The sequence below is a fragment of the Nocardioides sp. NBC_00850 genome, assembly GCF_045207335.1.
GTDB lineage: Bacteria > Actinomycetota > Actinomycetes > Propionibacteriales > Nocardioidaceae > Nocardioides.
The window spans coordinates 332047-354745 of record NZ_CP108845.1 but is presented as its reverse complement, the minus strand read 5'-3'; the positions used below and the strand labels follow the sequence as shown (position 1 = coordinate 354745).

Below are 22699 nucleotides of genomic sequence, written 5' to 3'. Positions count from 1 at the left end.
GTCGTCACCTCCCGCTCACCAGGGCCGGCTCGGCACCGGCGTCGCTGGGTGCGGGGGCGTGCGGCGTACGTGCCTTGTCGAGGGCCCAGTAGACCGCCTCCGGCGTCGCCGGGGAGGCCAGGTCGACGCTGATGCCGGCCGGGCCGAAGGCGGCGGCCGCCTCGCGCAGCGCCTCGCGTACGGAGAAGGCGAGCATCAGCGGAGGCTCCCCGACGGCCTTGGAACCGTAGACGGCACCCTCCTCGTGGGCCTTCTCGAGCAGCTTCACCCGGAAGTCCTCGGGCATCTCGGAGAAGCTCGGCAGCTTGTAGGTGCTCGCCGCCTGCGTCGCCAGCCGGCCCCGGTTGGGCCCGTCGGAGGTGTCCCAGCGCAGGTCCTCCAGGGTCAGCCAGCCGGCGCCCTGCACGAAGCCGCCCTCGATCTGACCGATGTCGATCAGCGGGCTCAGGCTGTCGCCGACGTCGTGGACGATGTCGACGCGCCGCAGCGTGTAGGCACCGGTGAAGCCGTCGACCTCGACCTCGGACGCGGCCACCCCGTTGGCGAAGTACTTGAACGGCTCGCCCTGCATCACGTTGGGGTCCCAGTGCAGGCCCTCGGTGCGGTAGAAGCCGGCCGCCCACAGCTGCACCCGCTGGTGGTAGGCGACGTTGACCAGCTCGTTCCAGCCGATCTCGCCGGAGGCGGGGGAGAGACCGTGGACGACGCCGTCGTCGAAACGTACGTCGCTGGGGCTGATCCCGAGACGGCCGCCGGCGACCTGGGCGAGCCGCTCGCGGATCTGCTCGCAGGCGTTCTTGATCGCGGCCCCGTTGAGGTCGGCGCCGGAGCTGGCCGCGGTCGCCGAGGTGTTGGGCACCTTGTCGGTGCGGGTGGGGGCGAGGCGTACGCGGGACAGGGGCAGGCCGAGCGCGGTGGCGGACACCTGGAGCATCTTGGTGTGCAGGCCCTGGCCCATCTCGGTGCCGCCGTGGTTGATCAGCACCGAGCCGTCCTTGTAGACGTGCACGAGGGCGCCGGCCTGGTTGAAGGCGGTGAGGTTGAACGAGATGCCGAACTTCACCGGCGTCATCGCCAGGCCCCGCTTGGTGTGCGGATGTACGCGGTTGAACTCCGCGATCTCCGCGCGCCTCCGCGCGACCTCGCCGGACGAGGCGACCTGGTCCCAGCAGGCCGCCAGCCGGTCGGCCTGCCTCACCGGTTGACCGTAAGGCGTGGTCTGGTCCTGCTGGTAGAAGTTGCGGCGGCGCAGCTCGAGCGGGTCGATGCCGAGCAGCGGTGCGCACCGGCCGAGCAGGTCCTCCATGACGAGCATGCCCTGCGGTCCGCCGAAGCCGCGGAAGGCGGTCTGCGAGGTCTTGTTGGTGCGGGCGACCCGGCCGTCGACGCGGATGTCGGGCACCCAGTAGGCGTTGTCGATGTGGCACAGCGCGCGGGCCAGCACCGGCTCGGAGAGGTCGAGGCTCCAGCCGCCGTCGGCGGTGAGGGTGGCCTCGAGGCCGAGGATGTGGCCCTCGTCATCGAAGCCGACGCGCCAGGTGCTGTGGAAGCCGTGGCGCTTGCCGGACATGGTGATGTCCTGGGTGCGGTTGAGGCGCAGCCGCACCGGACGCCCGGTCAGGGTGGCGCCGAGCGCGGCGATGGCCGCGTAGCCGTGCGGCTGCATCTCCTTGCCGCCGAACGCGCCGCCCATCCGCAGGCACTGGACGGTGACCTCGTGGCTCGGGACGCCGAGCACGTGGGCGACGATCTCCTGCGTCTCGGAGGGGTGCTGGGTGCTGCTGTGCACCAGCACCTGGCCACCCTCGTCGACCAGGGCGAGGGAGACGTGGGTCTCCAGATAGAAGTGCTCCTGGCCGGCGAACTCGAACTCGCCCTCGAAGACATGGGCGGCGTTCTCGAGAGCCGCCGTGACGTCGCCGCGCTCGAGGTGGCGCGGGGTGCCTTGGAAGCTCTCCGCCGCGATCGCCTCCGGCACGGTGACCAGCGAGGGCAGCGGCTCGTAGTCGACCTCGACCGCGGCCGCGCCCAGCCGGGCGGTCTCCTGGGTCTCGCCGAGCACCCAGCAGACCGCGTGGCCGTGGAACATCACCTCGGTCGGGAAAAGGGGCTCGTCGTGCTTGACGCCCGCGTCGTTGATGCCGGGTACGTCGTCGGCGGTGAGCACGCGAACGACGCCCGGGACCGCGTAGGCCGGTTCGGTGCGAAGCGCGGTGACCAGGGCGTGCGTGTGTGGGGCCTGGACCGGCCAGGCGTGCAGCGTGCCGGCGATCCGGCCGACCAGGTCGTCGGTGTAGAGCGCCTCGCCGGTGACATGCAGCGCGGCGCTCTCGTGGGGCAGCGGGATCCCGACGATCGGGTTCTCGGGGCGTTCGGACAGGGCGCTCATGCCGGCACCTCCTGACGGTCGGTGTGGGTCTCGGGGTGGGTGTGGAACAGGCGCAGCAGGGACTGGCCCAGCATCGCCGAGCGATAGGACGCACTGGCGCGGTGGTCGTCCATCGGTGTGCCCTCACCGGCGAGGACGGCCGCGGCGCGGCGTACGGTCTCCTCGGTCCAGGGCCGGCCGACCAGGGCGTCCTCAGTGGCGACGGCGCGCAGCGGGGTGGCCGCGACGCCGCCCAGGCCGATCCGGGCGCGGGCCACGGTGCCGTCGGCGATCTCGAGCGCGTAGCCCACGGCCACGCTGGAGATGTCGTCGAAGCGGCGCTTGGCGATCTTGTGGAAGCCGACGAGCGGGGCCAGCGGCAGCGGGAGCCGTACGCTGCGGATCAGCTCGTCAGCCGCCAGGACCGTCTCGCGGTAGCCGGTGAAGTAGTCGGCCAGCGGTACGACCCGTTCACCGCGCGGCGAGGCCAGGACGACGTCGGCGTCGAGCGCGAGCAGTGCCGGCGGGGCGTCGCCGATGGGAGAGGCGGTGCCGATGTTGCCGCCGATCGTCGCGCCGTTGCGGATCAGGCGCGAGGCGAACTGCGGGAAGAGCTCGGCCAGGAGCGGGACCCGACCGTCGAGGCGACGCTCGATCTCGGTCAGGGTGAGCGCGGCGCCGATCTCGATGGTGTCGTCGCCGACTGTGAGCGAGCGGAGCTCGGGCAGCCGGTCCACCGCCACGACCAGCGGCGCGCGGCGGCCGCGGATGTTGACCTCCACGCCCCAGTCGGTCGAACCGGCCACGACCTGCGCCTCCGGCCGCTCGCTGAGCAGCGTGAGGGTCTCGGCGAGGGTCGCGGGGCGGACGAACTCGGCGCCGTCGACGGCGACCCGGGTCGGGCGCGGGGCGGGCGGCGGTGCCTGGCGACGGGCCGCGAGGGCGTCGTCCTCGGAAGGTGCTCCCAGGGCGTACGCCGCGTCGCGGATCGGGCGGTAGCCGGTGCAGCGGCACAGGTTGCCGCTCAGGGCGTGCAGGTCGACGCCGTTCTGGCCGTGCTCGTGATCGCAGGGCTCGGCCTCGGCGTCGGCGGAACGTCCGGGGCGGTAGAACTCCGCGGCCAGGCTGCAGACGAACCCGGGGGTGCAGTAGCCGCACTGCGACCCGCCGCGTACGGCGAGCTCCTGCTGGACCGGGTGGAGATCGCTGCTGGTGCCGAGGCCCTCGCTGGTGACCAGCTCCTGGCCGTCGAGCGCGGCGACCGGGACCAGGCAGGCGTTGACGGCGGTCCACTCGGTCGCGGTGTCGGTGCCGGGCCGGGCGACCAGCACCGAGCAGGCGCCGCACTCGCCCTCGGCGCAGCCCTCCTTGGCGCCGGTGAGGCCGCGGCCGCGCAGCCAGTCGAGGGCGGTGGTGTGGGTGGCGACCCCGGTCAGGGGCACCTGGTCCCCGTTGACCGTGACACAGGGGACACCGGGGGCGCTGGGTGTGGTCATGGCTGGCTCCGGATCGGGTTGCGGGTGCGGGCGCTGTGGATCGGGTTGGCGTCGCGCAGGAAGTCGTCGAAGCGGTGGCCGGCGATCTTGGCGATCTCGATCAGCGCGGCGGCGTGCTCCTGCCGTTCGCAGTTGCCGAGCCGCGACCGGCCCTCAGCGAGGATCCGGTCGAGCGAGTCGGAGTCGCGTACGGAGATGACCAGCGGGAAGCCGAACCGCTCGTGGTAGGCGTCGGTGAGCGAGGCCAGTGTCTCCTGGTCCGGCTCGGCCAGGTGGGTCAGGCCGCGCGAGGACTGGTCGCGCAGCGACTCCTCGCCGACCATCCCGTCGGAGACCAGACGCGAGCCGAGCTCGGGGTAGGCCTCGATCAGCTCGCGCTGCTCCTCGACGGAGCCGCTGAAGAGGGCGTCCTGGAAGGCGCGACGCAGGGCGTGCGTGTCGGCGAACGGACGCTGTTCCCAGGCCCGCTCCACCATCCACCGCGGCCCCTGGAAGAGCCCGTCGAACGTCTCCACGAACTCCGTACGTCCCATCTGGTTGACCTGGTCGAGCCGGACGCCCTCGCCCGGCTGGCCGGCGACGGCGGGGCCGTAGTCCGGACCGACGTGGTGGAACAGGATGTTGAGCAGGATGGCGGTGAGGCTGCCGAGGGTGATGCCGCTGCCGAAGATGATCTCGGCCCAGTCCGGGACGGCCTGGGCGACCTCGGGCTGCGCGGTGACGTACATCGCCAGGCCGACGCTGGTCGCCACGATGACCACGTTGCGGTGGTCGTGGAAGTCGACCTTGCTGAGCGTCTGGAAGCCGACGACCGCGACTGTCGCGAACATCGCCAGGGCGGCGCCGCCGAGGACCGGGTGCGGGATGCCGGCGACGATCGCGCCGACCTTCGGGAGGAGCCCGATGAACACCATGATCAGGCCGGCCGTGGCGACGACCCAGCGGCTCTTGACCCGGGTCAGCCGGACGAGGCCGACGTTCTCGGCGAAGCAGGTGTAGGGGAAGGAGTTGAAGACGCCGCCGATGGTGGTGGCCAGGCCGTCGGCGCGCAGGGCGCGGGCGATGTCTCTGCGTCCGATCCGCTTCTCGACGATCTCGCCGGTGGCGAAGACGTCACCGGTGGTCTCGACGGCGGTGATCAGCATGACGACGATCATCGACACGATCGCGGCGGCGGAGAACTGTGGCCAGCCGAAGTGGAACGGGGTGGTCACCCCGACCCAGTCGGAGGAGGCCACGGCGTCGAAGTGGGCGTCCCCGAGGGCCCAGGCGACCAGGGTGCCGACGACCAGGCCGACGAGCACGGCGACGGTGGCCATGAAGCCCTTGAACACCCGCTGGATGACCACGATCAGGGCCAGCGTGCCCAGGGCGTACGCCAGGTTGCGGCCGCTGGTCGGGTCCGAGGTTGGGCCGGCGCCACCGGTCGCGTCCGCGGCGGCCACGGGGAGCAGCGCGATGCCGATGATGGTGATCACCGAGCCGGTCACGACCGGCGGGAAGAACCGGATCAGCCGGCTGAAGTAGGGGGCGATGAAGAAGGTCGCCAGGCCGGCGACGATCACGGCGCCGTAGATGACGAGCAGCCCGTCGGTGCCGCCGCCCGCCGCGAGCCCGATCGCGATCATCGGCGAGACTGCGGTGAAGGTGACGCCCTGCAGCAGCGGCAGGCGTACGCCGACCTTCCAGAAGCCGACCGACTGGATGATCGAGGCGATGCCGCAGGTGAACAGGTCGGCGTTGATCAGGTGGATCAGCTCCTGCTGACTCAACCCGATGGAGTTGGCGAGCAGGATCGGGACGATCACCGCCCCGGCGTAGAACGCGAGCACGTGCTGGAGGCCGTAGACGGCGAGCTTGCCCGCCGGGAGCACCTCGTCGACGGGGTGAATGGGGCGGCCACCGTCCTTCTTCTGGGGCCGTATCGACCTCAGGGCTGCTCTCGCGTTCATCCTCACACCTTTCTCGGGGGCGCCCTCGGTGGGCAGGTGAGCTGTGACTTACCCCACAGCCTGGTCTGTCGGGGCCCCGAGCGGCACCCGCCGATCATCCGAAGATGAGGTCACCGCGGATACGGGCTTTGTGTGATGCTCCAGAATGACGTACCGCCTGTTTCGGATCGGTTTCTGTGGGGTGAAACACCGCTGCGGGATCGGCTGTAACACGCTGTTCGTAGGACTGTCCGGTCGTTCCAATAGGGCGAGTAGTCCTACGAACGACGTGTTACACGGCGGCAGCCCAGCGCGTTGCGAGTTGGTTCACAGCGATCTGAGGGCGAGGAAGACGTCGACCCGGTCCTCCATCGTGGTCAGATCACGCCCGGTCAGCTCCTCGACCCGGGAGATCCGGTAGCGCACGCTGTTGACGTGGAGGTGGAGCGACTCCGCCGTACGCGTCCACGACCCGGCGTACGTCAGGAACCGGTCGAGCGTCGGCACCAGATCGCTCCCGGTGCGCTGGTCGTGATCGAGGACGGGGCCGAGGACGCGCTGCGCGTAGGTGCGACGGATGTCGTCGGGGACCGTGGCGAGCAGCAGTACGTGCGAGGTGACCTCCTCCGAGCTGGACAGCGCCACCGCGCCGCTGCCGGAGCGGGCGACCCGGTGCGCGAACCGGGCCTCCTCGAGCGCGCCCGCCAGCGCGTCGACGCCGCTCTCGCCGCTCAGCCCGACCGACAGCGAGCCGCGGACCAGGGCCGGCGCCAGCCGGGTGAGCGAGCGGCGCAGCTGGTCGGTGAGGTCCGGTCGGGACGGGAGGAAGGCGACGGCGCAGCCGTCCCGCGCGCTCGCGACCACGGACGGCCCCAGGCCGAGGGCCACATCCTCGAGCACCGCGGCGACCGCGTCGGGCGGGCCACCCGGCCCGAGCTCGGCCACGGCGAGCACGAGCGGACGCTCCGGATCGAGCCCGGACTGGCGTAGGCCGGTCGCGATCTCCGCAGGCGACGCACCGGCCTCCAGGTGGGCGAGGGTCGCCGCCGCGAGCGGTCGTCGGACACGGAATCCCTCGTCGCGTCGCGAGCGGTCCAGTGCGGTGATGGCGCCGAACTCGTGGACCATGTCGAGGTCCTCCCGCGGCCAGGTGGTGTGGTCACCCTCGACCGCCACGGTCCATCCGGTGAGGCGGTCGGCCAGTCCCGATCCGATCGGGAACAGGGAGTAGCTGCGGTCGCCCACCTCGGCCACGGCGGGCAGCAGGTCGGCGGTCAGGAAGCGACGGGTCAGCGCGTCGACCGTCTCGGGACCGAGCTCTCCCGGTCCCGGTACGACGTGGCGCCCGCTCGCGGTGAGCACCCGGCACGCATGGCCGATCTCGGAGGCCACTCGCGCGGCCAGCTCGTCGAGGCTGCGGCCCGATGCGATGGCGGAGAGGAGCTGGCGCTGCCGGGCCAGGCTGGCCGACATTCGGGCGCTCGCACCGGCGGCGCCGGCGGCCGCGACGTACTCGGTCACGTCGGCGAACGCCACGTCGCCGGGCACCTCCACCAGGGCGACCTGATGGCGGCGGCAGGCGTCGACGAGGTCGTCGGGAACCGCGCCGAGCAGGGCCGCTCCGGCCAACAGACAGGTCGCGCCGCCCTCCGCGATCGAGGACACGAACGTCTCGCTGTCCTCCGGTCCGCGGCGCCAGACGAGGCCGGTGAGCACGAGCTCGCCGCCGTTCAGGTAGCGGCCCGGCTCGAGCAGGTCGATCGTGATCGTGCGCCCGACCGGTCGCTCCAGCGAGCCCTCGGGCGCGTGCAGGAGTCGCAGGCCCAGGCTGGGCGTCTCCAACAGCTCTGCAAGTAGCACGGTGCCTCCACCGGTCGCCGGTCCATATCGGCCGCGTCTTGGAGGAACGTACAACGCCCGCGCATGTGCACGGGAGGCCCGTTGTCGTTTCTTCACCACTTTGCGGCCGAGTCCTGCTCGGGGTTGACGTGACTCCGCTCACATCCTTATATTTCGAATGTCAGAAATCAAATTCCGCAATACGGAAGGAACGGTGTGATGACCCACCAGCTCCGGTACGAGGTGAACTGCTCGATCCTGTTCACCGAGCTCCCGCTGCTCGAGCGCCCCGCGGCGGTGAAGGCCGCCGGCTTCGACGCGGTGGAGTTCTGGTGGCCGTTCGCCGAGGCGGTGCCGTCCGACAAGGACGTCGACGCCTTCGTCGCCGCCGTGAAGGACGCCGGGGTGCACCTGGTCGGCCTCAACTTCTTCGCCGGCGACATGCCCGCCGGCGACCGCGGCCTGGTCTCGTGGCCGGCTCGTTCGGCGGAGTTCCGCGACAACATCGACGTCACGATCGGCATCGGTGAGCGGCTCGGCTGCACGGCGTTCAACGCGCTCTACGGCAACCGCGTCGACGGCGTCGCCGCCGAGGCGCAGGACGAGCTCGGCGCCGAGAACCTCGCGCTGGCCGCCCGCACGGCAGCCCGCATCGGCGGCACCGTGCTGGTCGAGCCGGTCAGCGGTGCCGACCGCTATCCGCTGCTCACCGCCGCCGACGCGATCGCGGCGATCGATCGAGCCGGCGAGGCCAACATCGGCCTGCTCGCCGACCTCTACCACCTCGCCGTGAACGGCGACGACATCGACGCGGTGATCGCTGCGTACGCCGCTCGCATCGCCCACGTCCAGATCGCCGACGCCCCGGGCCGCAACGAGCCCGGCACCGGCGAGCTCCCGCTCGAGCGGCAGCTCGTCGCGCTCGAGGCGGCCGGGTACGCCGGTTGGGTCGGGCTCGAGTACAAGCCCGCCACGACTTCGGCCGAGAGCTTCGACTGGCTGCCGCGAGAGCGCCGCAGCGCCGCGCCCGCAACCCGCTGACCACCCCCGTAGGAGAGATCATCATGACCAACATCGCCTTCATCGGCCTCGGCATCATGGGCAGCCCGATGGCCGCCCACCTCGTCGACGCCGATCACACCGTCGCCGGTTTCGACCACAACCCCGAGCGCACCCAGGCCCTGGCCACCGCGGGCGGCCGCGCCGCCACCTCGACCGCGGACGCCTGCCGCGACGCCGACGTCGTCTGTGTCATGGTCCCGGACTCGCCCCACGTCGAGGAGGTCCTCACCGCCGAGGGTGGCGTCTTCGAGACCGCCCCGGCCGGCGCGCTGATCATCGACTTCTCCAGCATCCGTCCCGACGTGAGCGCGGCGCTCGCCGAGCAGGCCACGGCGCGTGGCTTCCGCATCCTCGACGCCCCGGTCTCCGGTGGCGAGGCCGGTGCGAAGAACGCTGCCCTATCGATCATGGTCGGCGGCGCGGCCGACGACTTCGCCACCGCGAAGCCGCTCTTCGACGTCGTGGGCAAGACCGTCGTCCACGTCGGCCCGAGCGGCGCCGGCCAGACGGTGAAGGCGGCCAACCAGCTCATCGTCGCCGCCAACATCCAGGCGCTCTCGGAGGCGGTCGTCTTCCTGGAGGCGTACGGAGTGGACACGAAGGCCGCCCTCGAGGTGCTCGGCGGCGGGCTCGCCGGCTCGAGCGTGCTCAACCAGAAGAAGGAGAACATGCTCACCCGCTCCTTCCAGCCCGGCTTCCGGATCGACCTGCACCACAAGGACATGGGGATCGTCACCGCCGCTGCCCGCGAGGCCGGCGTCGTGGTCCCGCTCGGCTCGCTGGTCGCCCAGCTGATGGCGAGCGCGCGGGCCAACGGTGACGGCGGCCTGGACCACTCCGGGCTGCTGCGAGGCGTCGAGCGCCTGAGCGGCTCTGTCACCAAGGGGGAGAACTGACATGGCACGCATGCGCGCGGTCGATGCCGCCGTCCTGATCCTGGAGAAGGAGGGCGCGACCCAGCTGTTCGGCCTCCCGGGTGCCGCGATCAACCCGTTCTACAGCGCGATGCGCAAGCACGGCGGGCTCCAACACGTGCTCGCCCGCCACGTCGAGGCGGCCTCGCACATGGCCGAGGGCTACACCCGGGCGAAGGCCGGCAACATCGGCGTCTGCATCGGCACCTCCGGCCCCGCCGGCACCGACATGATCACCGGGCTCTACTCGGCCTCCGCCGACTCCATCCCGATCCTGTGCATCACCGGCCAGGCACCGGTCGCGAAGCTCCACAAAGAGGACTTCCAGGCGGTCGACATCGCCTCCGTCGCCGGACCGCTCACCAAGATGGCGGTCACCGTGATGGAGCCCGCCCAGGTCCCGGGCACCTTCCAGAAGGCCTTCCGGCTGATGCGCGAGGGACGTCCCGGCCCGGTCCTGATCGACCTGCCGCTCGACATCCAGCAGGCCGAGATCGACTTCGACATCGAGACGTACGAGCCCTTGCCGATCGCCAGGCCGGCGGCCAGCCGTGCCCAGGCGGAGAAGGCGCTGGCGATGATGCTCGAGGCGGAGCGCCCGCTGATCGTCGCGGGCGGTGGCGTGATCAACGCCGACGCCTCCGACCTGCTCATCGAGCTCGCCGAGGTCACCGGAGTCCCCGTTGTCCCCACGCTCATGGGCTGGGGCACGATCCCGGACGACCACACGCTCAACGCGGGCATGGTCGGCCTGCAGACCTCCCACCGCTATGGCAACGCGACCATGCTGGCCAGCGACTTCGTGCTCGGCATCGGCAACCGGTGGGCCAACCGCCACACCGGCTCGGTCGAGACGTACACCCGCGGACGTACGTTCGTGCACATCGACATCGAGCCGACCCAGATCGGCCGGGTCTTCGCGGCGGACTACTCGATCGTCTCCGACGCCCGCGCGGCGCTCGAGGTGCTCGTCGAGGTCGCGAAGGAGTGGGCGGCGGACGGGAAGAACCCGGACCGCACCGCCTGGGCCGAGGAGTGTGCCGAGCGCAAGCGGACCCTGCAGCGCAAGACCCACTTCGACAATGTCCCGATCAAGCCGCAGCGGGTCTACGAGGAGATGAACCGGGCTTTCGGGTCCGGCACCCGCTACGTCACCACGATCGGTCTGTCCCAGATCCAGGCGGCACAGCTGCTGCACGTCTACAAGCCGCGGCACTGGATCAACGCCGGCCAGGCCGGCCCGCTCGGCTGGACCCTGCCGGCCGCCCTCGGGGTCGCGACCGCGGTCCCCGACGGCCAGGTCGTCGCGCTCTCGGGCGACTACGACTTCCAGTTCCTGATCGAGGAGCTGGCGGTCGGCGCGCAGTTCAACATCCCCTACATCCACGTGGTCGTGAACAACTCCTACCTCGGCCTGATCCGCCAGGCCCAGCGCGGGTTCGAGATGGACTACTGCGTGGAGCTCGCCTTCGACAACGTCAACAGCCCAGAGCTCGAGGGCTACGGCGTCGACCACCTCAAGGTCGCCGAGGGCCTGGGCTGCAAGGCCGTACGCGTCACCGACCCAGCCGACCTCGGCGCCGCCTTCGAGAAGGCCAAGGCCCTGATGGCCGAGTACCGCGTGCCGGTGCTGGTCGAGGTCATCCTCGAGCGCGTCACCAACGTCTCGATGGGCGTCGAGATCGACGGCGTCGTCGAGTTCGAGGAGCTGGCCGAGCGTGGTGAGCACGCCCCGACCGCGCTCGTCCCGCTGGACTGATCACCCCATGGTCCGCGTGCTGGTCGCCTCCGACAAGTTCAAGGGATCGCTCACCGCTGCTGAGGTCGCGGCGGCGGTGAGCGCCGGGATCCGCCGGGGGAGTCCCGGCGTGGTCGTCGACGCGATCCCGGTCGCCGACGGTGGCGACGGCACCCTGGCGGCGGCCGAGTCCGCCGGGTTCGTCCTCGTCCCGGTCACCGTGGCCGGGCCGACCGGGGAGCCGGTGCGGACGGCGTACGCCCGTCGCGACGGAGTCGCGGTCGTCGAGCTCGCCGACGCTTCCGGGTTGGCGCGGCTGCCGGGTGTGCCGGATCCGATGCGGGCCTCTAGCCTCGGGGCCGGGCAGGCGATGGCGGCCGCGATCGATGCGGGCTGTCGCCGGATCGTGCTCGGGATCGGCGGCAGCGCCAGCACGGACGGGGGAGCGGGTCTGCTCTGCGGGCTGGGCGCCAGGCTGTTCACCCTCGCCGGGAATCCGGTGGGTCCAGGTGGAGCCGGGCTCGAGGACGTCGCCCGGATCGAGGTCGACGAGCTGCGGCGGCGCCTCGACAGGGTCTCGGTCACGGTCGCGTGCGACGTCGACAACCCGCTCACCGGTCCCACCGGTGCGGCCGCGGTCTATGGCCCGCAGAAAGGGGCCGATGCGGACCAGGTCCGACGACTGGATGCCGCGCTCGGCCGCTGGGCGTCTCTCGTGGCGTCGTTCACCGGGACCGATCTCCGTGGTCAGCCCGGCGCCGGAGCGGCTGGCGGTGTCGGCTTCGCCGCACTCGCCCTGCTGGGCGCGGAGCTGCGATCGGGCATCGAGCTCGTGCTCGAGCTGGTCGACTTCTGCGCCGGGCTGGACGGCGCGGACCTCGTCGTCACCGGCGAGGGCGCGCTGGACGAGCAGACGCTCAACGGAAAGGCCCCGGCCGGCGTCGCCGCCGCGGCCGCACGCGCCGGTGTCCCGGTCGTGGCGGTCTGCGGGGTCAACCGTCTCGACCACGACCGGCTGCAGGCGGCCGGGATCGGCGCTGCGTACGCCTTGACGGACGTCGAGCCCGACCGGCAACGCTGCCTGACCGAGGGCGCCGCCCTGCTCGAGCAGATCGCCGAGCGGATCGCCGCCGACCATCTCATCAAGGAGGACGCATGAGCGGGCGACGGAATGTTCACCGAGGTAACTCGGTGAGCGCCCGCTTCCTTCGTGGAGTTCCGCGAGGGGAGTGCATCGAGACCGAGGTACCTCGGTCGGCATCCGAGGAGGACGCATGAGACTGCTGAGTGTGGGCCCGCCGGGCCAGGAGCGCCCCGCGGCCCTCGACGACCAGGACGTACTGCGCGATCTGTCGGCCATCGTGCCGGCGATCGACGGCGACCTGCTCGGCGACCCGGAGCGGCTCAGGTTGATCCAAGACTTGATCGCCTTGGGCCGCCTCCCCGTCGTCGCCGGCGGCACCCGGATCGGACCGCCGGTGGCCCGGCCGGGCAAGGTCGTCGGGATCGGGCTCAACTACGAGGACCATGCGGAGGAGGCGGGTGTCGCCATCCCGGACGAGCCGGTCGTCTTCCTCAAGCCCTCGACCACGGTCGTGGGGCCCCACGACGCGATCGAGCTGCCGCCGGGATCGTCCATGACCGACTACGAGGTCGAGCTGGGCGTGGTGATCGGGCGCCAGCTGTCGCGGTGCAGAAACCCGCAGCAGGCCCTGGCCGCGGTCGGCGGCTACCTCACGGCCGACGACGTCAGCGAGCGGGCGCGGATCGCGGCCGGGCCGACGTGGGCGAAGGGGAAGTGTGCTGACACCTTCACCCCCATCGGTCCGTGGCTGGTCACGCCCGACGCCGTGGGCGACCCGCAGGCCCTCGGCCTGGAGCTGTGGGTCGACGGCGAGCGCCGGCAGCGAGGGACGACGGCCCGGATGGCCTACGGCGTCGGTGAGCTCCTCGCCTTCCTCAGTACGCTGATGACACTCGAGCCCGGCGACCTGGTGCTGACCGGGACACCTGGCGGGGTCGCAGCGTTGCGGCCCGAGCCCCGGCCGTACCTGCGGGAGGGGCACGTGGTGGAGGCCGAGGTGACCGGCCTCGGACGCCAGCGGACGCGGGTGGTGGCAGTCGATGAGGCGGAGGTGAGGGTGTGAGTCGAGATCTCGATGTCGTCATCCGGGCGGCACGGATGGTGACCCCCGAGGGCGAGCGAGCCGGAGCGGTCGGAGTTCGCGACGGCGAGATCGTCGCGGTAGCGCCGATCGCGGAGGACCTGACCGCGGCCCGGGTGGTCGAGCTCGCCGACGACGAGGTGCTGATGCCCGGCGTCGTCGACGCGCACGTACACGTCAACGACCCGGGCCGGACCGAGTGGGAGGGCTTCGCCTCCGCGACCCGCGCCGCGGCCGCAGGCGGGGTCACCACGATCGTGGACATGCCGCTCAACAGCATCCCGCCCACCTGCGACCTCCCGGCGCTCGACCTCAAGCGCAAGACCGCGGCCAGCCAGGCCTTCGTCGACGTCGGCTTCTGGGGCGGTGCGATCCCCGGCAACGTCGCGGAGCTGAGTACGCTGCACGAGGCCGGGGTCTCCGGCTTCAAGTGCTTCCTGCTGCACTCGGGGGTCGACGAGTTCCCGCCGCTCGACGCCGAGCAACTCGAGCGGGCGATGCGCGAGATCCGCTCCTTCGACGGTCTGCTGATCGTGCACGCCGAGGACGCCCACGCGATCGAGCACGCACCCGCGGCGGGTGGTGAGGCGTACGAGCGCTTCCTGCACAGCCGGCCCCGCGGCGCGGAGAACCTCGCCATCGCCCAGGTGATCGAGCTGGCCCGGTGGACCGGCTGCCGCGTCCACATCCTGCACGTCTCCAGCTCCGACGTGCTCGCGATGCTGGCCTCGGCCCGTCGCGACGGGGTCCCGATCACGGCGGAGACCTGCCCTCACTACCTGACCTTCGCTGCCGAGGAGATCCCCGACGGCGCGACGCAGTACAAGTGCTGCCCGCCGATCCGGGAGGCGGCCAACCGCGAGCTGCTCTGGGAGGGTCTGCGCAACGGCGTCATCGACTTGGTCGTCACCGACCACTCGCCCTCGACGCCCGACCTGAAGGCGCTCGACACCGGCGACTTCGGGGTCGCCTGGGGCGGCATCTCCTCGCTCCAGCTCGGGCTGTCGGCGGTCTGGACCGAGGCAAGGAGACGCGGCTTCACGCTCACCGACGTCGCCCGCTGGATGTCCGAGGCTCCCGCACGTCATGCCGGGCTGAGCCGCAAGGGCCGGATCGAGGTCGGCCACGACGCCGACTTCTGTGTCCTCGCCCCCGACGCCTCCTACGTGGTCGACGCCGCGAAGCTCCATCACAAGAACGCCGTCACGCCCTACCACGGCCGATCGCTCGCAGGTGTTGTCCGCGAGACCTGGCTGCGTGGCGAGAAGATCGACATCGAGGCCGCGCCCCAGGGCCGGCTGCTCACCCGAGAAGGAGCCCGACCATGAGCGAACCCCGCTACTACGCCCCGACCGGCGGCCACCCGTCGCAGCGTGAGCTGACCACCGACCGGGCCGTCTTCACCGAGGCGTACGCCGTGCTCCCCCGCGGCACCATGCGCGACATCGTCACCAGCAAGCTGCCGTTCTGGGAGGGCACCCGGCTGTGGGTGATCGCCCGCCCGCTCTCGGGGTTCGCCGAGACCTTCTCGCAGTACATCATCGAGGTCTCGCCCGGCGGCGGCAGCGACAAGCCCGAGCTCGACCCGGGCGCGGAGGGCGTCCTGTTCGTGGTCGAGGGCGCGCTGACGCTCTCGGTCGAGGGCGAGAAGCACGATCTCACCCCCGGCGGCTACGCCTTCCTCCCGCCCGGCTCCACCTGGACGCTGCACAACACCTCCGACCAGGTCGCCCGTTTCCACTGGATCCGCAAGGCGTACCAGCGGGTCGAGGGCATCGACGTGCCGGACGCGTTCGTCACCAACGAGGTCGACGTGCCCGGTGGCGAGATGCCGGGAACCAACGGCGCCTGGAAGACCCAGCGCTTCGTCGACCCCGATGACGTACGCCACGACATGCACGTCAACATCGTCAGCTTCGAGCCGGGCGGCGCGATCCCGTTCCCGGAGACGCACGTGATGGAGCACGGGCTCTACGTCCTCGAGGGCAAGGCCGTCTACCTGCTCAACAAGGACTGGGTGGAGGTGCAGGAGGGCGACTTCATGTGGCTGCGGGCGTTCTGTCCGCAGGCCTGCTATGCCGGTGGACCCGGCCGGTTCCGCTACCTGCTCTACAAGGACGTCAATCGGCACGCGGTCCTCTCGCGGCAGTTCGGCTGATGCCGGTCGCCGGCCCAGCTGCCGCTCGGCGTCAGCGTGCCCGCGATGACCCTCATGGCGACCCGGATGCCGTACGCCGGCCGCGGCTGACCCCGGTGCGCACCTGGCGAATGAATTTTCGTTCACGGGGGATACCGGCGGGCGGCCGATGCCGACGTGAACGAATTTTCGTTCGTCGCAGAGTTGCTCGCAATGGCCACCGGTGCGTGAAACATCAGCCGAGGCTGAGGCTGAGCGATGTCGAGGGCCAGGTGTGCTTCGCGGCCAGCTGGTGTCGAATGCCACCTGAGCAGCCCGCGTCGTGGGGCACACATGGGCACGATTCGGCGATGCGGATGAGCGCTGCACGGCGCGGGGGAAGCGGTGGGCGAGCGACGCAGTCGGCGCCGCATTGAAGAAGAGGGATGGAGGGCGAAGTCCCGCGGTCGGCAGAGTTCTTCGACACGGTGCGAATCAGTTCTGTGTGGTCAAGTCAGGGTTAGCTCGCGGATCGCCATCTCCTCGGGTCCTGCGGCAGTGCCTCTCCCGGGTTCAAAGATTGGAGTTCATTCGGTCGGGGCGGGACAGATGCTGCCGATGACCTGTTTCAGCGGCCCGTGTGATCGCCTCGAGTACCCGGTGGCGATCGAGTGCGACCGCGAAATCCGGCGCATCGGCGGTTCCGTCGCGGAGGTCGGCGGCAAACTGGGCGTAGAGGCGGGCGACCCCTGCTGCGGGTGCGTCGAGTTGCAGGTCGGGAGCCGCATAAGCGGGGGGGGGGGGGGGGGGGACCTGTAGCACCTGGACAGGCTCGCTGCCGCGGCGCAGCGTGATGGTGAAATCGGTGAAATGGATGTAGCCCGAGGCCGATTCCACACGCACACTGCCCTCGGTGCCCTGGATCTCCCATACCATCGCCGAGCCGGCAGACTGCCCGGCACTGTAGTGCAGCGACGTGACGATCCCGCCTTCGAGAGCGCCGGCGACGACGATCTCATCCGGCGCGTCCTTCGGCAGCGACGCGCCATCGGAGAGGCGGACGCCGTCACCGCGCTGATTGGCGACGACGGCGGACAGACTCTCGAACGTGCCGAGCACGCGCGCAAGCGGTTCGAGCCCGTGGCCGAGCATGATGCTCAGAAGCGTGGCGCCATGCTTTGCGTGAGCCATGTACTCGACCGCCGGGTCATATCGGCCGACCCACATGTCGTCGGTCAAATGCGCTCGGATGCTCGTGCTGAGCGGCTTGCCGATCACGCCTTGCGCGATGAGGTCGCGAAGGAAGAGGATCGGCGGGTGCAGGCCGCCCTGCAGCCCGACAACCGTCTGCAGTCGGCGCTCGCGGGCAAACCCCTCCAGTGCTTCGGCCTCCGATAGGTTTCTTGCGAGCGGCCATTCGCAATAAACCATCTTGCCCGCGGCCAGCGCGTCGGAAACAATCTGCTTGTGCTCCGGCACCTTGACCGCAACCACCACCAGGTCGACCTCCGGTCGCACGACCAGAGCCTCATGTGTGTCGAAGGCGAGATCGGCGCCCAGCCGACGAGCGGTCGCGTTCGCGCTCTCCATGCGAGTCGTACTGACGGCGCGGATCTGGAACGCGTCGAGCGCCTGCAGCGCCGGGACGTGAGCAATTCCGCCCCAACCCCGATCGGCGCTAGCCCCGATAAGGCCGACGCCGATCCGGGTATTTGCTGAATTCGTCATCAGGATGCTCCTGCCTTGTGCAGCCCCAGCAACGCTCTCCGGGCTGCGTCACGATGATTCGTTTCCGGACATGCGTGGGCACTCGGGCTCACCGTGGCGAGCGAGCAATTATTGCCGTTCGCGTAGCGGCCGGGGGGTGAGCCCGAGTGACCCAAGCGCAGGTTTACGTGTGAGCCCAGTGGGCCTCGAGTTCGCGCGCGACATCGGCCGGACGCTCTATCATCGGCCAGTGCGAGCTGCGCAGCTTGAAGACGGCACGTGCGCGTGTGGCATTACCGAGCTCGTCGGCGAAGCGGTGAGGAAGAAACGGATCGTCCAGGCCCCAGATCACCAGCGCTGGTGCGGTCACGTTGCTCAAACCTGGCTTCCACTCCGCCCCGACCTCGATCGCCGAACGGTAAAGGGCGAGAATGCTTGCCCTCATAGTGGCATCGAGATGCCGGACCGATTCGTTTGCCGCGTCGCGCGGCATCTGCGCCTCGTTGAGGCTTGCTGCGAACGCCTCGAGGTCGAGGTCCGCCATCCATTGCTCGCCCTCGCCTGGCGTTTGCCAGATCTTGGCGAGATAGTGCCACGGATACTCCGGATCGATTGGCCCGCTGATGCCTGTCCATGTCCGCACCAGATCTGGTCGGATAGACGCGAGACGGCCCGTCAGCAGAGACCCCCAGTCATGACCGACCAGGTCGACGGGTTCGCCGATTTCTTCGATCTTCTTAATAAGCCAATCGAGATACTCCTCCTTCGTCGACGTGAATCCCGCTGGTACGGGTACGCCAAACCCGGGGAGATCGATCGTCACAATATCTTCGCGTCGAAGATAGGAACGGACGGTGTCCCAAAGCCGGTGGTTATCAGGTACACCATGGACGAGGACTGCAGGCATTTCGGATTCTCCAATTGATTGTTGTCGTGGTGGAATGGCCGGTCGGCCGAGTCAGGGAAGAAGGATGACTTTGCCGTGGGTGTGGCCCGTGGCGACGAGGCGATGGGCGTCCGCGGCCTCGTCGAGTGGGAAGCTCCGACCGATGCGTGCGGTCCATGCGCCGGCGGCGATCAGATTCAGCGCTTCCTGGACAGGGCCGCGGTCGCGATTCCCGCTGCCTCCCGGGCTGAATGCGACGCCGTATCGTGCGGCATCGCGGTCGGCGAGCGTCACGATCCGGTCCGGGCCGCCGAGGAGGTCGACGAGGGCGGGAAGGAGTCCCTTGCCGGCGGTGTCGAGCGCGGCATCGATACCGTCGGGAGCGGCGGCACGGATGCGGTCGACCAGGCCCGGCCCGTGGGCGACAGGGATCGCACCGAGACTCCTGACGAAGTCGGCGTTGGCAGTCCCGGCGACGCCGATCACCGCCACACCGCGCTGTCGCGCGAACTGCACGGCGGCGCCGCCCAATGCACCGCTCGCGCCGGTGACCACGAGCGTGTCACCCGGGCGAAGGTTCAGAAGCCCGAGCGCCCTTGCGGCGTTGTCGGCGCCGATGACGGTGGCCGCGGCCTCCTCGAAGGAAACGCCGTCGGGGATCGTCGCGAAGTTGCTGCTGACCGTGTATTCGGCGTAGGAGCCCTGGGTGGCGGAGTCCGGCCACCCGGCGACGCGGTCGCCGACCATGCCCTCGTCGACACCCGGGCCGACCGCCTCGACGACGCCGGCGAACTCGAATCCGATGATGGCGGGAGCACGCAGGCGGAACGCTCCGGCGCGTGCCAGGATCTCCGCCGGGTTCACCCCGGCGGCGTGAACCCGCGCCAGTACCTGACCCGGACCCGGCACCGGTCGCGGAGCCTCCGCAACCCTCAACACGGAGGGTTCGCCGAACGAGGTGAGGACGGCGGCTTTCATGATGATCCTTCTCCTTCTCATATCGAGCCGGCGGCACTTCCGCTGCGGCGTGCTTCGGCCTGCTCGCTCACGGAGGCCCGGTAGCGAGGTCACGCCCGTAGGTCCAGTACATCACTTCAGGACCGATCGGTACATAAGTAACGTACACGGGCAGAGATCTATTCACAAGCCCTCAATCGTGCGGGCAGGCGGCACGGCTCGGGGCGTCAGGCCTGGGTGTTCGCGCCGTCCTCGGCCGGCCCGAGCTCGATCGCCCGCGTCATGACATCGCGCTGCGCGGGGTTGTACAGCGCGCTCATCGCCTCGGCCAGAGCAGCCTGTGCGGCGTCGAGCGGCGCCCTCATACGCCCAGAAAGATTCCAGGTCACGCCGAAGCGGTCGGTCAGCATCCCGAACCCGGCGCTCCGGGTGGAAGCGGCCAGTTACTCCACGATGACCGCATCCTGAACCGGGGCGTCCCCCGTCGCTTTCGTCGCGGGCACCTCGGCGGCGTCCATCACCGGAGCTGTGCTCACCATCGACGGCGGCTTGAACGCCTGATCCTTCGCGTTATCTGGACTGCCTGGTCCGTAAGGGGGCACAATGACTACCATGCCCGTATCGCAGACCACACTGGGGCGACCCCGCGAGTTCGATCCCGACCACGCCCTCGAACAAGCCATGAGAGTGTTCTGGGCCAAAGGATACGAAGGGGCGAGCCTGACGGACCTGACCGAGGCGATGGGCATCACCCGCAGCAGCATGTATGCGGCGTTCGGGAACAAGGACGAGCTGTTCCGCCGAGCGGTCGAGCGGTACACGGAAGGCCCAGCCTCCTACGGAATCCGTGCACTGTCCGAGCCGACCGCACGCGAAGTGGCCGAGTCCATTCTTCGCGGCGCAGCCGCTGCCAGCACGAGTCGCGACGCACCCCACGGGTGCCTTGGCGTCCAGGCTGCGCTGTCCGCCGGCGACAACGGGCTCACTGCCCAGAAGGTCCTCGTCGACTGGCGCCAGGATGGCGCTGCGCGCCTCGAGTCCCGATTTCTGCGTGCGCGGGCCGAGGGTGATCTGCCGGAGACCGAGGATCCGCGCACGCTGGCGGCCTACATCACGACGGTCGCGTACGGCATCGCCGTTCAGGCGGCGACGGGCAGGAGCGAGGCGGAACTGCGCCGGGTTGCTGATGTGGCGATGAACGCGGTGTCCTGGTCCCACGGCTGAGACAGCGAACTCTGCGATCGTCTTCATCGACGCCTTAGGCGTCACCGCCGAGTCTGCTGAGGTGTTCTACTGTCGCTGCCCGCTGCGAGCGGCTTCCTCCACTCGCGCGACGAGCTGACTGTTGTGCAGCGCGTGAGCGAAGCCCGGCGTCGCAAAGGTGTTCTCGTCGATGTCGCGCGCGAGGCTCGCGTACACCTCGCCCACGTTGATGGAGGCACCGGTCCAGATCTCGGCGGCGGCCGGACCGGTTCCCGTGGCGACAGGGCGGTCGGGCGCTTCGAAGTCGACGTTCGAGGTCAACGTGAGGTCGCCGACCTGGACGCCGGCGGGGTGGTTGCCGGTCAGCCTGAGCCAGCCGTCGGCGCCACGGACCTCGAGGCTGAACCGGGCGTCGGGCACGGGCACGCCCGCCAGGACCTGCACTCCCACCGGGGCGCCGGAGGCGGTCTTGAGGATCGCGTCGAGGTGGTCCGGGACCTCACGGGTGGTGGTCGTGCCGGTGTCGGTCAGCTTCACCTCGGGCCAGAGCAGTTCCGTGCGCGCGTCGATCTCGGTGATGTCGCCGAGGATCGTCTCGATCACGTCCAGGACATGGCCCACCGCGATCGTCATGAAGCCGGCGCCGGCGGCCGCCTTGTCGAAGTACTCGTAGGCGCTCACCGACTCCGGGCCGTTCCCGAAGGTCGTCGCGGTCGCTCGGGCTGACAGCAACCGCCCGAGCCGGCCCTGGGCGATGATCTCGGCCGCCCGGCGCACCGACGGGTTGAGGCTGCCCTGCAGCCCGATCGCCGTGTGCAGGGCGCCGGCCGCCGCAGCCATCTCCTCGGTCTCCGTGACGCTCGCACCCAACGGCGACTCCGAGTAGACGGCCTTGCCGGCCGCGAGGGCCGCGAGCACGAGCTCGCGGTGTGCCGGAACCTTGACAGCGACCGTGACGAGGTCGATCGACGGGTCGCTGATCAGCTCGTACGGGTCGGCGTACCAGCGCTCGGCGCCGAACAGCTCGGCGGCCCCTCGAGCGCTCTCCTCATGCCGGGTCGCCACCGCTGCCAGCACGAGCCGCGGCTGGGCCGCCAGCGCGGGGATGTGCGATGCCCCGGCCCAGCTCGCCCTCGTATCCGCGCCGATGATCCCGACACGAATCACACTGCTTGCCATGATCTGCTGCTCCATTCGGTCTGCTGCTCGGTGTTCTGTGGTTACGGCACTGCTATCTCGTGCCGGGCGGCTCTTTGCCGAGTCGTCCTTCACCGGTCGATGGCGGCCATGCCGCCCCGGTCATGGCGGTCGCCGGAGGCGGGCGCCAGGTTGTTCAGCCGGCCGATCTGGTCCGGGGTCAGCCGGATCCCGTCGGCCGCGATGTTCTCCTCGAGCCGCCCGAGGTGTCGGGTGCCAGGGATGGGGTTGATGTCCCCTCCCTGGGCAAGGAGCCAGGCCAGGGCGACCTGGGCAGGGGTGGCTCCGGCCTCGGTCGCCACGGACCTGACCTCCTCGACGATGCGCAGGTTGCGTTCGAGGTTGCCGCCGGTGAAGCGCGGGTTGGTGCGACGCCAGTCGTCGGCGTCCAGGCCGTCCAGGGAACGGATGTTCCCGGTCAGGAAACCGTGACCCAGCGGGGAGTACGGAACCAGACCGATCCCCAGCTCGCGCAGCACCGGCAGCACCTCGGCCTCGGGGTCCCGCGTCCACAGCGAGTACTCGCTCTGGACCGCGGCCACCGGGTGGACCGCGTGCGCGCGGCGGATGGTGGCGGGGCCGGCCTCGGACAAGCCGATGTAGCGGACCTTGCCCTGAGTGACCAGGTCGGCCAGGGCGCCGACGGTGTCCTCGATCGGGGTGTCGGGGTCGACCCGGTGCTGATAACAGAGGTCGATGTGGTCGGTGCCCAGGCGCCGCAACGACGCCTCGACGGCGAGACGGACGTTCGCCGGTGTGCTGTCCGCCCCCGGCCGGCCCGTGTGGGACGCCAGACCGAACTTGGTGGCGAGCACCACCTCGTCCCGACGGCCCTTGACCGCCCGGCCCAACAGGGCTTCGTTGGCGCCTCGCCCGTACACCTCGGCGGTGTCCAGATGGGTGACGCCCAGGTCCAGAGCGCGCCGGATGGTGCGGATGGAGCCCTCCTCGGACTCGTCCTTGCCTGTGTAGAACGCGGACATGCCCATGACTCCCAGACCGAGGCGCGAGACCTCAAGCCCGCCGAGCGACGTGGTCTGCATCGGATGTTCCTCTCCTGGATCGGTTCGTCAGGCCCACTGCCGGTATGTCGACCGACAAGAACTTGATGCATCAAGAT

Annotated in this window: 18 protein-coding genes; 8 read left to right on the top strand and 10 right to left on the bottom strand. The window is 70.2% G+C overall.

The genetic code is table 11. From position 1 onward, the window contains the following. Positions 1–4: 4 nt before the first annotated feature. The 4 genes from xdhB to OH802_RS01690 all read right to left on the bottom strand — a co-directional run bounded on the left by xdhB (position 5) and on the right by OH802_RS01690 (position 7655). Entirely contained in the window at positions 5–2389 is a 2385-nt protein-coding gene (gene xdhB, locus OH802_RS01705) for a xanthine dehydrogenase molybdopterin binding subunit (protein WP_406024525.1), read from the bottom strand. Then, positions 2386–3864, bottom strand: coding sequence for a xanthine dehydrogenase small subunit (locus OH802_RS01700; RefSeq protein ID WP_406024523.1), 1479 nt, complete (start codon positions 3862–3864; stop codon positions 2386–2388). The genes xdhB and OH802_RS01700 overlap by 4 nt, the downstream gene beginning before the upstream one ends. Continuing rightward, positions 3861–5816: a 2-oxo-4-hydroxy-4-carboxy-5-ureidoimidazoline decarboxylase gene (uraD, locus tag OH802_RS01695; protein WP_406024521.1), complete on the bottom strand. Its 1956-nt coding sequence runs from the start codon at positions 5814–5816 to the stop codon at positions 3861–3863. The genes OH802_RS01700 and uraD overlap by 4 nt, the downstream gene beginning before the upstream one ends. Positions 5817–6122: 306 nt before the next feature. After that, positions 6123–7655, bottom strand: a complete 1533-nt coding sequence (locus tag OH802_RS01690) for a PucR family transcriptional regulator (RefSeq protein ID WP_406024519.1) — start codon at positions 7653–7655, stop codon at positions 6123–6125. 198 nt (positions 7656–7853) lie between these two features. Between OH802_RS01690 and OH802_RS01685 the strand changes: the two genes are divergently transcribed. From OH802_RS01685 to OH802_RS01655, 7 genes are all read left to right on the top strand, one after another. Further along, positions 7854–8675 (top strand): hydroxypyruvate isomerase family protein, encoded by an 822-nt coding sequence (locus OH802_RS01685; RefSeq protein ID WP_406024517.1) that lies wholly within the window; start codon positions 7854–7856, stop codon positions 8673–8675. A 23-nt stretch (positions 8676–8698) separates the two neighbouring features. Continuing rightward, the gene (locus tag OH802_RS01680) at positions 8699–9592 is read left to right on the top strand and encodes a 2-hydroxy-3-oxopropionate reductase (RefSeq protein WP_406024515.1); all 894 of its coding nucleotides are present in this window, start codon (positions 8699–8701) and stop codon (positions 9590–9592) included. Between the two features lies 1 nt (position 9593). Then, complete coding sequence (gene gcl / locus OH802_RS01675) at positions 9594–11369, top strand: glyoxylate carboligase (protein WP_406024513.1); 1776 nt, start codon at positions 9594–9596, stop codon at positions 11367–11369. Positions 11370–11376: 7 nt separating this feature from the next. Beyond that, complete coding sequence (locus OH802_RS01670) at positions 11377–12507, top strand: glycerate kinase (RefSeq protein WP_406024511.1); 1131 nt, start codon at positions 11377–11379, stop codon at positions 12505–12507. A gap of 115 nt (positions 12508–12622) precedes the next feature. Further along, positions 12623–13495: a fumarylacetoacetate hydrolase family protein gene (locus tag OH802_RS01665; RefSeq protein WP_406024509.1), complete on the top strand. Its 873-nt coding sequence runs from the start codon at positions 12623–12625 to the stop codon at positions 13493–13495. Next, complete coding sequence (allB, locus tag OH802_RS01660; protein ID WP_406024507.1) at positions 13492–14841, top strand: allantoinase AllB; 1350 nt, start codon at positions 13492–13494, stop codon at positions 14839–14841. The genes OH802_RS01665 and allB overlap by 4 nt, the downstream gene beginning before the upstream one ends. Then, entirely contained in the window at positions 14838–15671 is an 834-nt protein-coding gene (locus tag OH802_RS01655) for a bifunctional allantoicase/(S)-ureidoglycine aminohydrolase (protein WP_406024505.1), read from the top strand. The genes allB and OH802_RS01655 overlap by 4 nt, the downstream gene beginning before the upstream one ends. 531 nt (positions 15672–16202) lie before the next feature. Here OH802_RS01655 and OH802_RS01650 read toward each other — a convergent pair. The 4 genes from OH802_RS01650 to OH802_RS01635 form a co-directional block, all read right to left on the bottom strand. Further along, complete coding sequence (locus tag OH802_RS01650; protein ID WP_406024503.1) at positions 16203–17357, bottom strand: Gfo/Idh/MocA family protein; 1155 nt, start codon at positions 17355–17357, stop codon at positions 16203–16205. Between the two features lie 163 nt (positions 17358–17520). Beyond that, a complete protein-coding gene (locus tag OH802_RS01645; protein WP_406024501.1) occupies positions 17521–18243 on the bottom strand; it encodes an alpha/beta fold hydrolase in 723 nt (240 codons plus the stop codon). Positions 18244–18294: 51 nt separating this feature from the next. Further along, positions 18295–19200 (bottom strand): NADP-dependent oxidoreductase, encoded by a 906-nt coding sequence (locus OH802_RS01640; protein ID WP_331908435.1) that lies wholly within the window; start codon positions 19198–19200, stop codon positions 18295–18297. Between the two features lie 206 nt (positions 19201–19406). Further along, complete coding sequence (locus OH802_RS01635; RefSeq protein WP_331908433.1) at positions 19407–19589, bottom strand: hypothetical protein; 183 nt, start codon at positions 19587–19589, stop codon at positions 19407–19409. Between the two features lie 202 nt (positions 19590–19791). Here OH802_RS01635 and OH802_RS01630 point away from each other — a divergent pair, with 202 nt between their 5' ends. Beyond that, entirely contained in the window at positions 19792–20403 is a 612-nt protein-coding gene (locus OH802_RS01630; protein ID WP_406024498.1) for a TetR/AcrR family transcriptional regulator, read from the top strand. A gap of 66 nt (positions 20404–20469) precedes the next feature. Here the strand turns inward: OH802_RS01630 and OH802_RS01625 are convergent, their stop codons facing one another. Beyond that, a complete protein-coding gene (locus tag OH802_RS01625) occupies positions 20470–21561 on the bottom strand; it encodes a Gfo/Idh/MocA family protein (protein WP_406024496.1) in 1092 nt (363 codons plus the stop codon). Positions 21562–21650: 89 nt separating this feature from the next. Continuing rightward, on the bottom strand, positions 21651–22622 hold the full coding sequence (locus tag OH802_RS01620; RefSeq protein WP_406024494.1) for an aldo/keto reductase: 972 nt from the start codon (positions 22620–22622) through the stop codon (positions 21651–21653). Positions 22623–22699 lie beyond the last annotated feature (77 nt).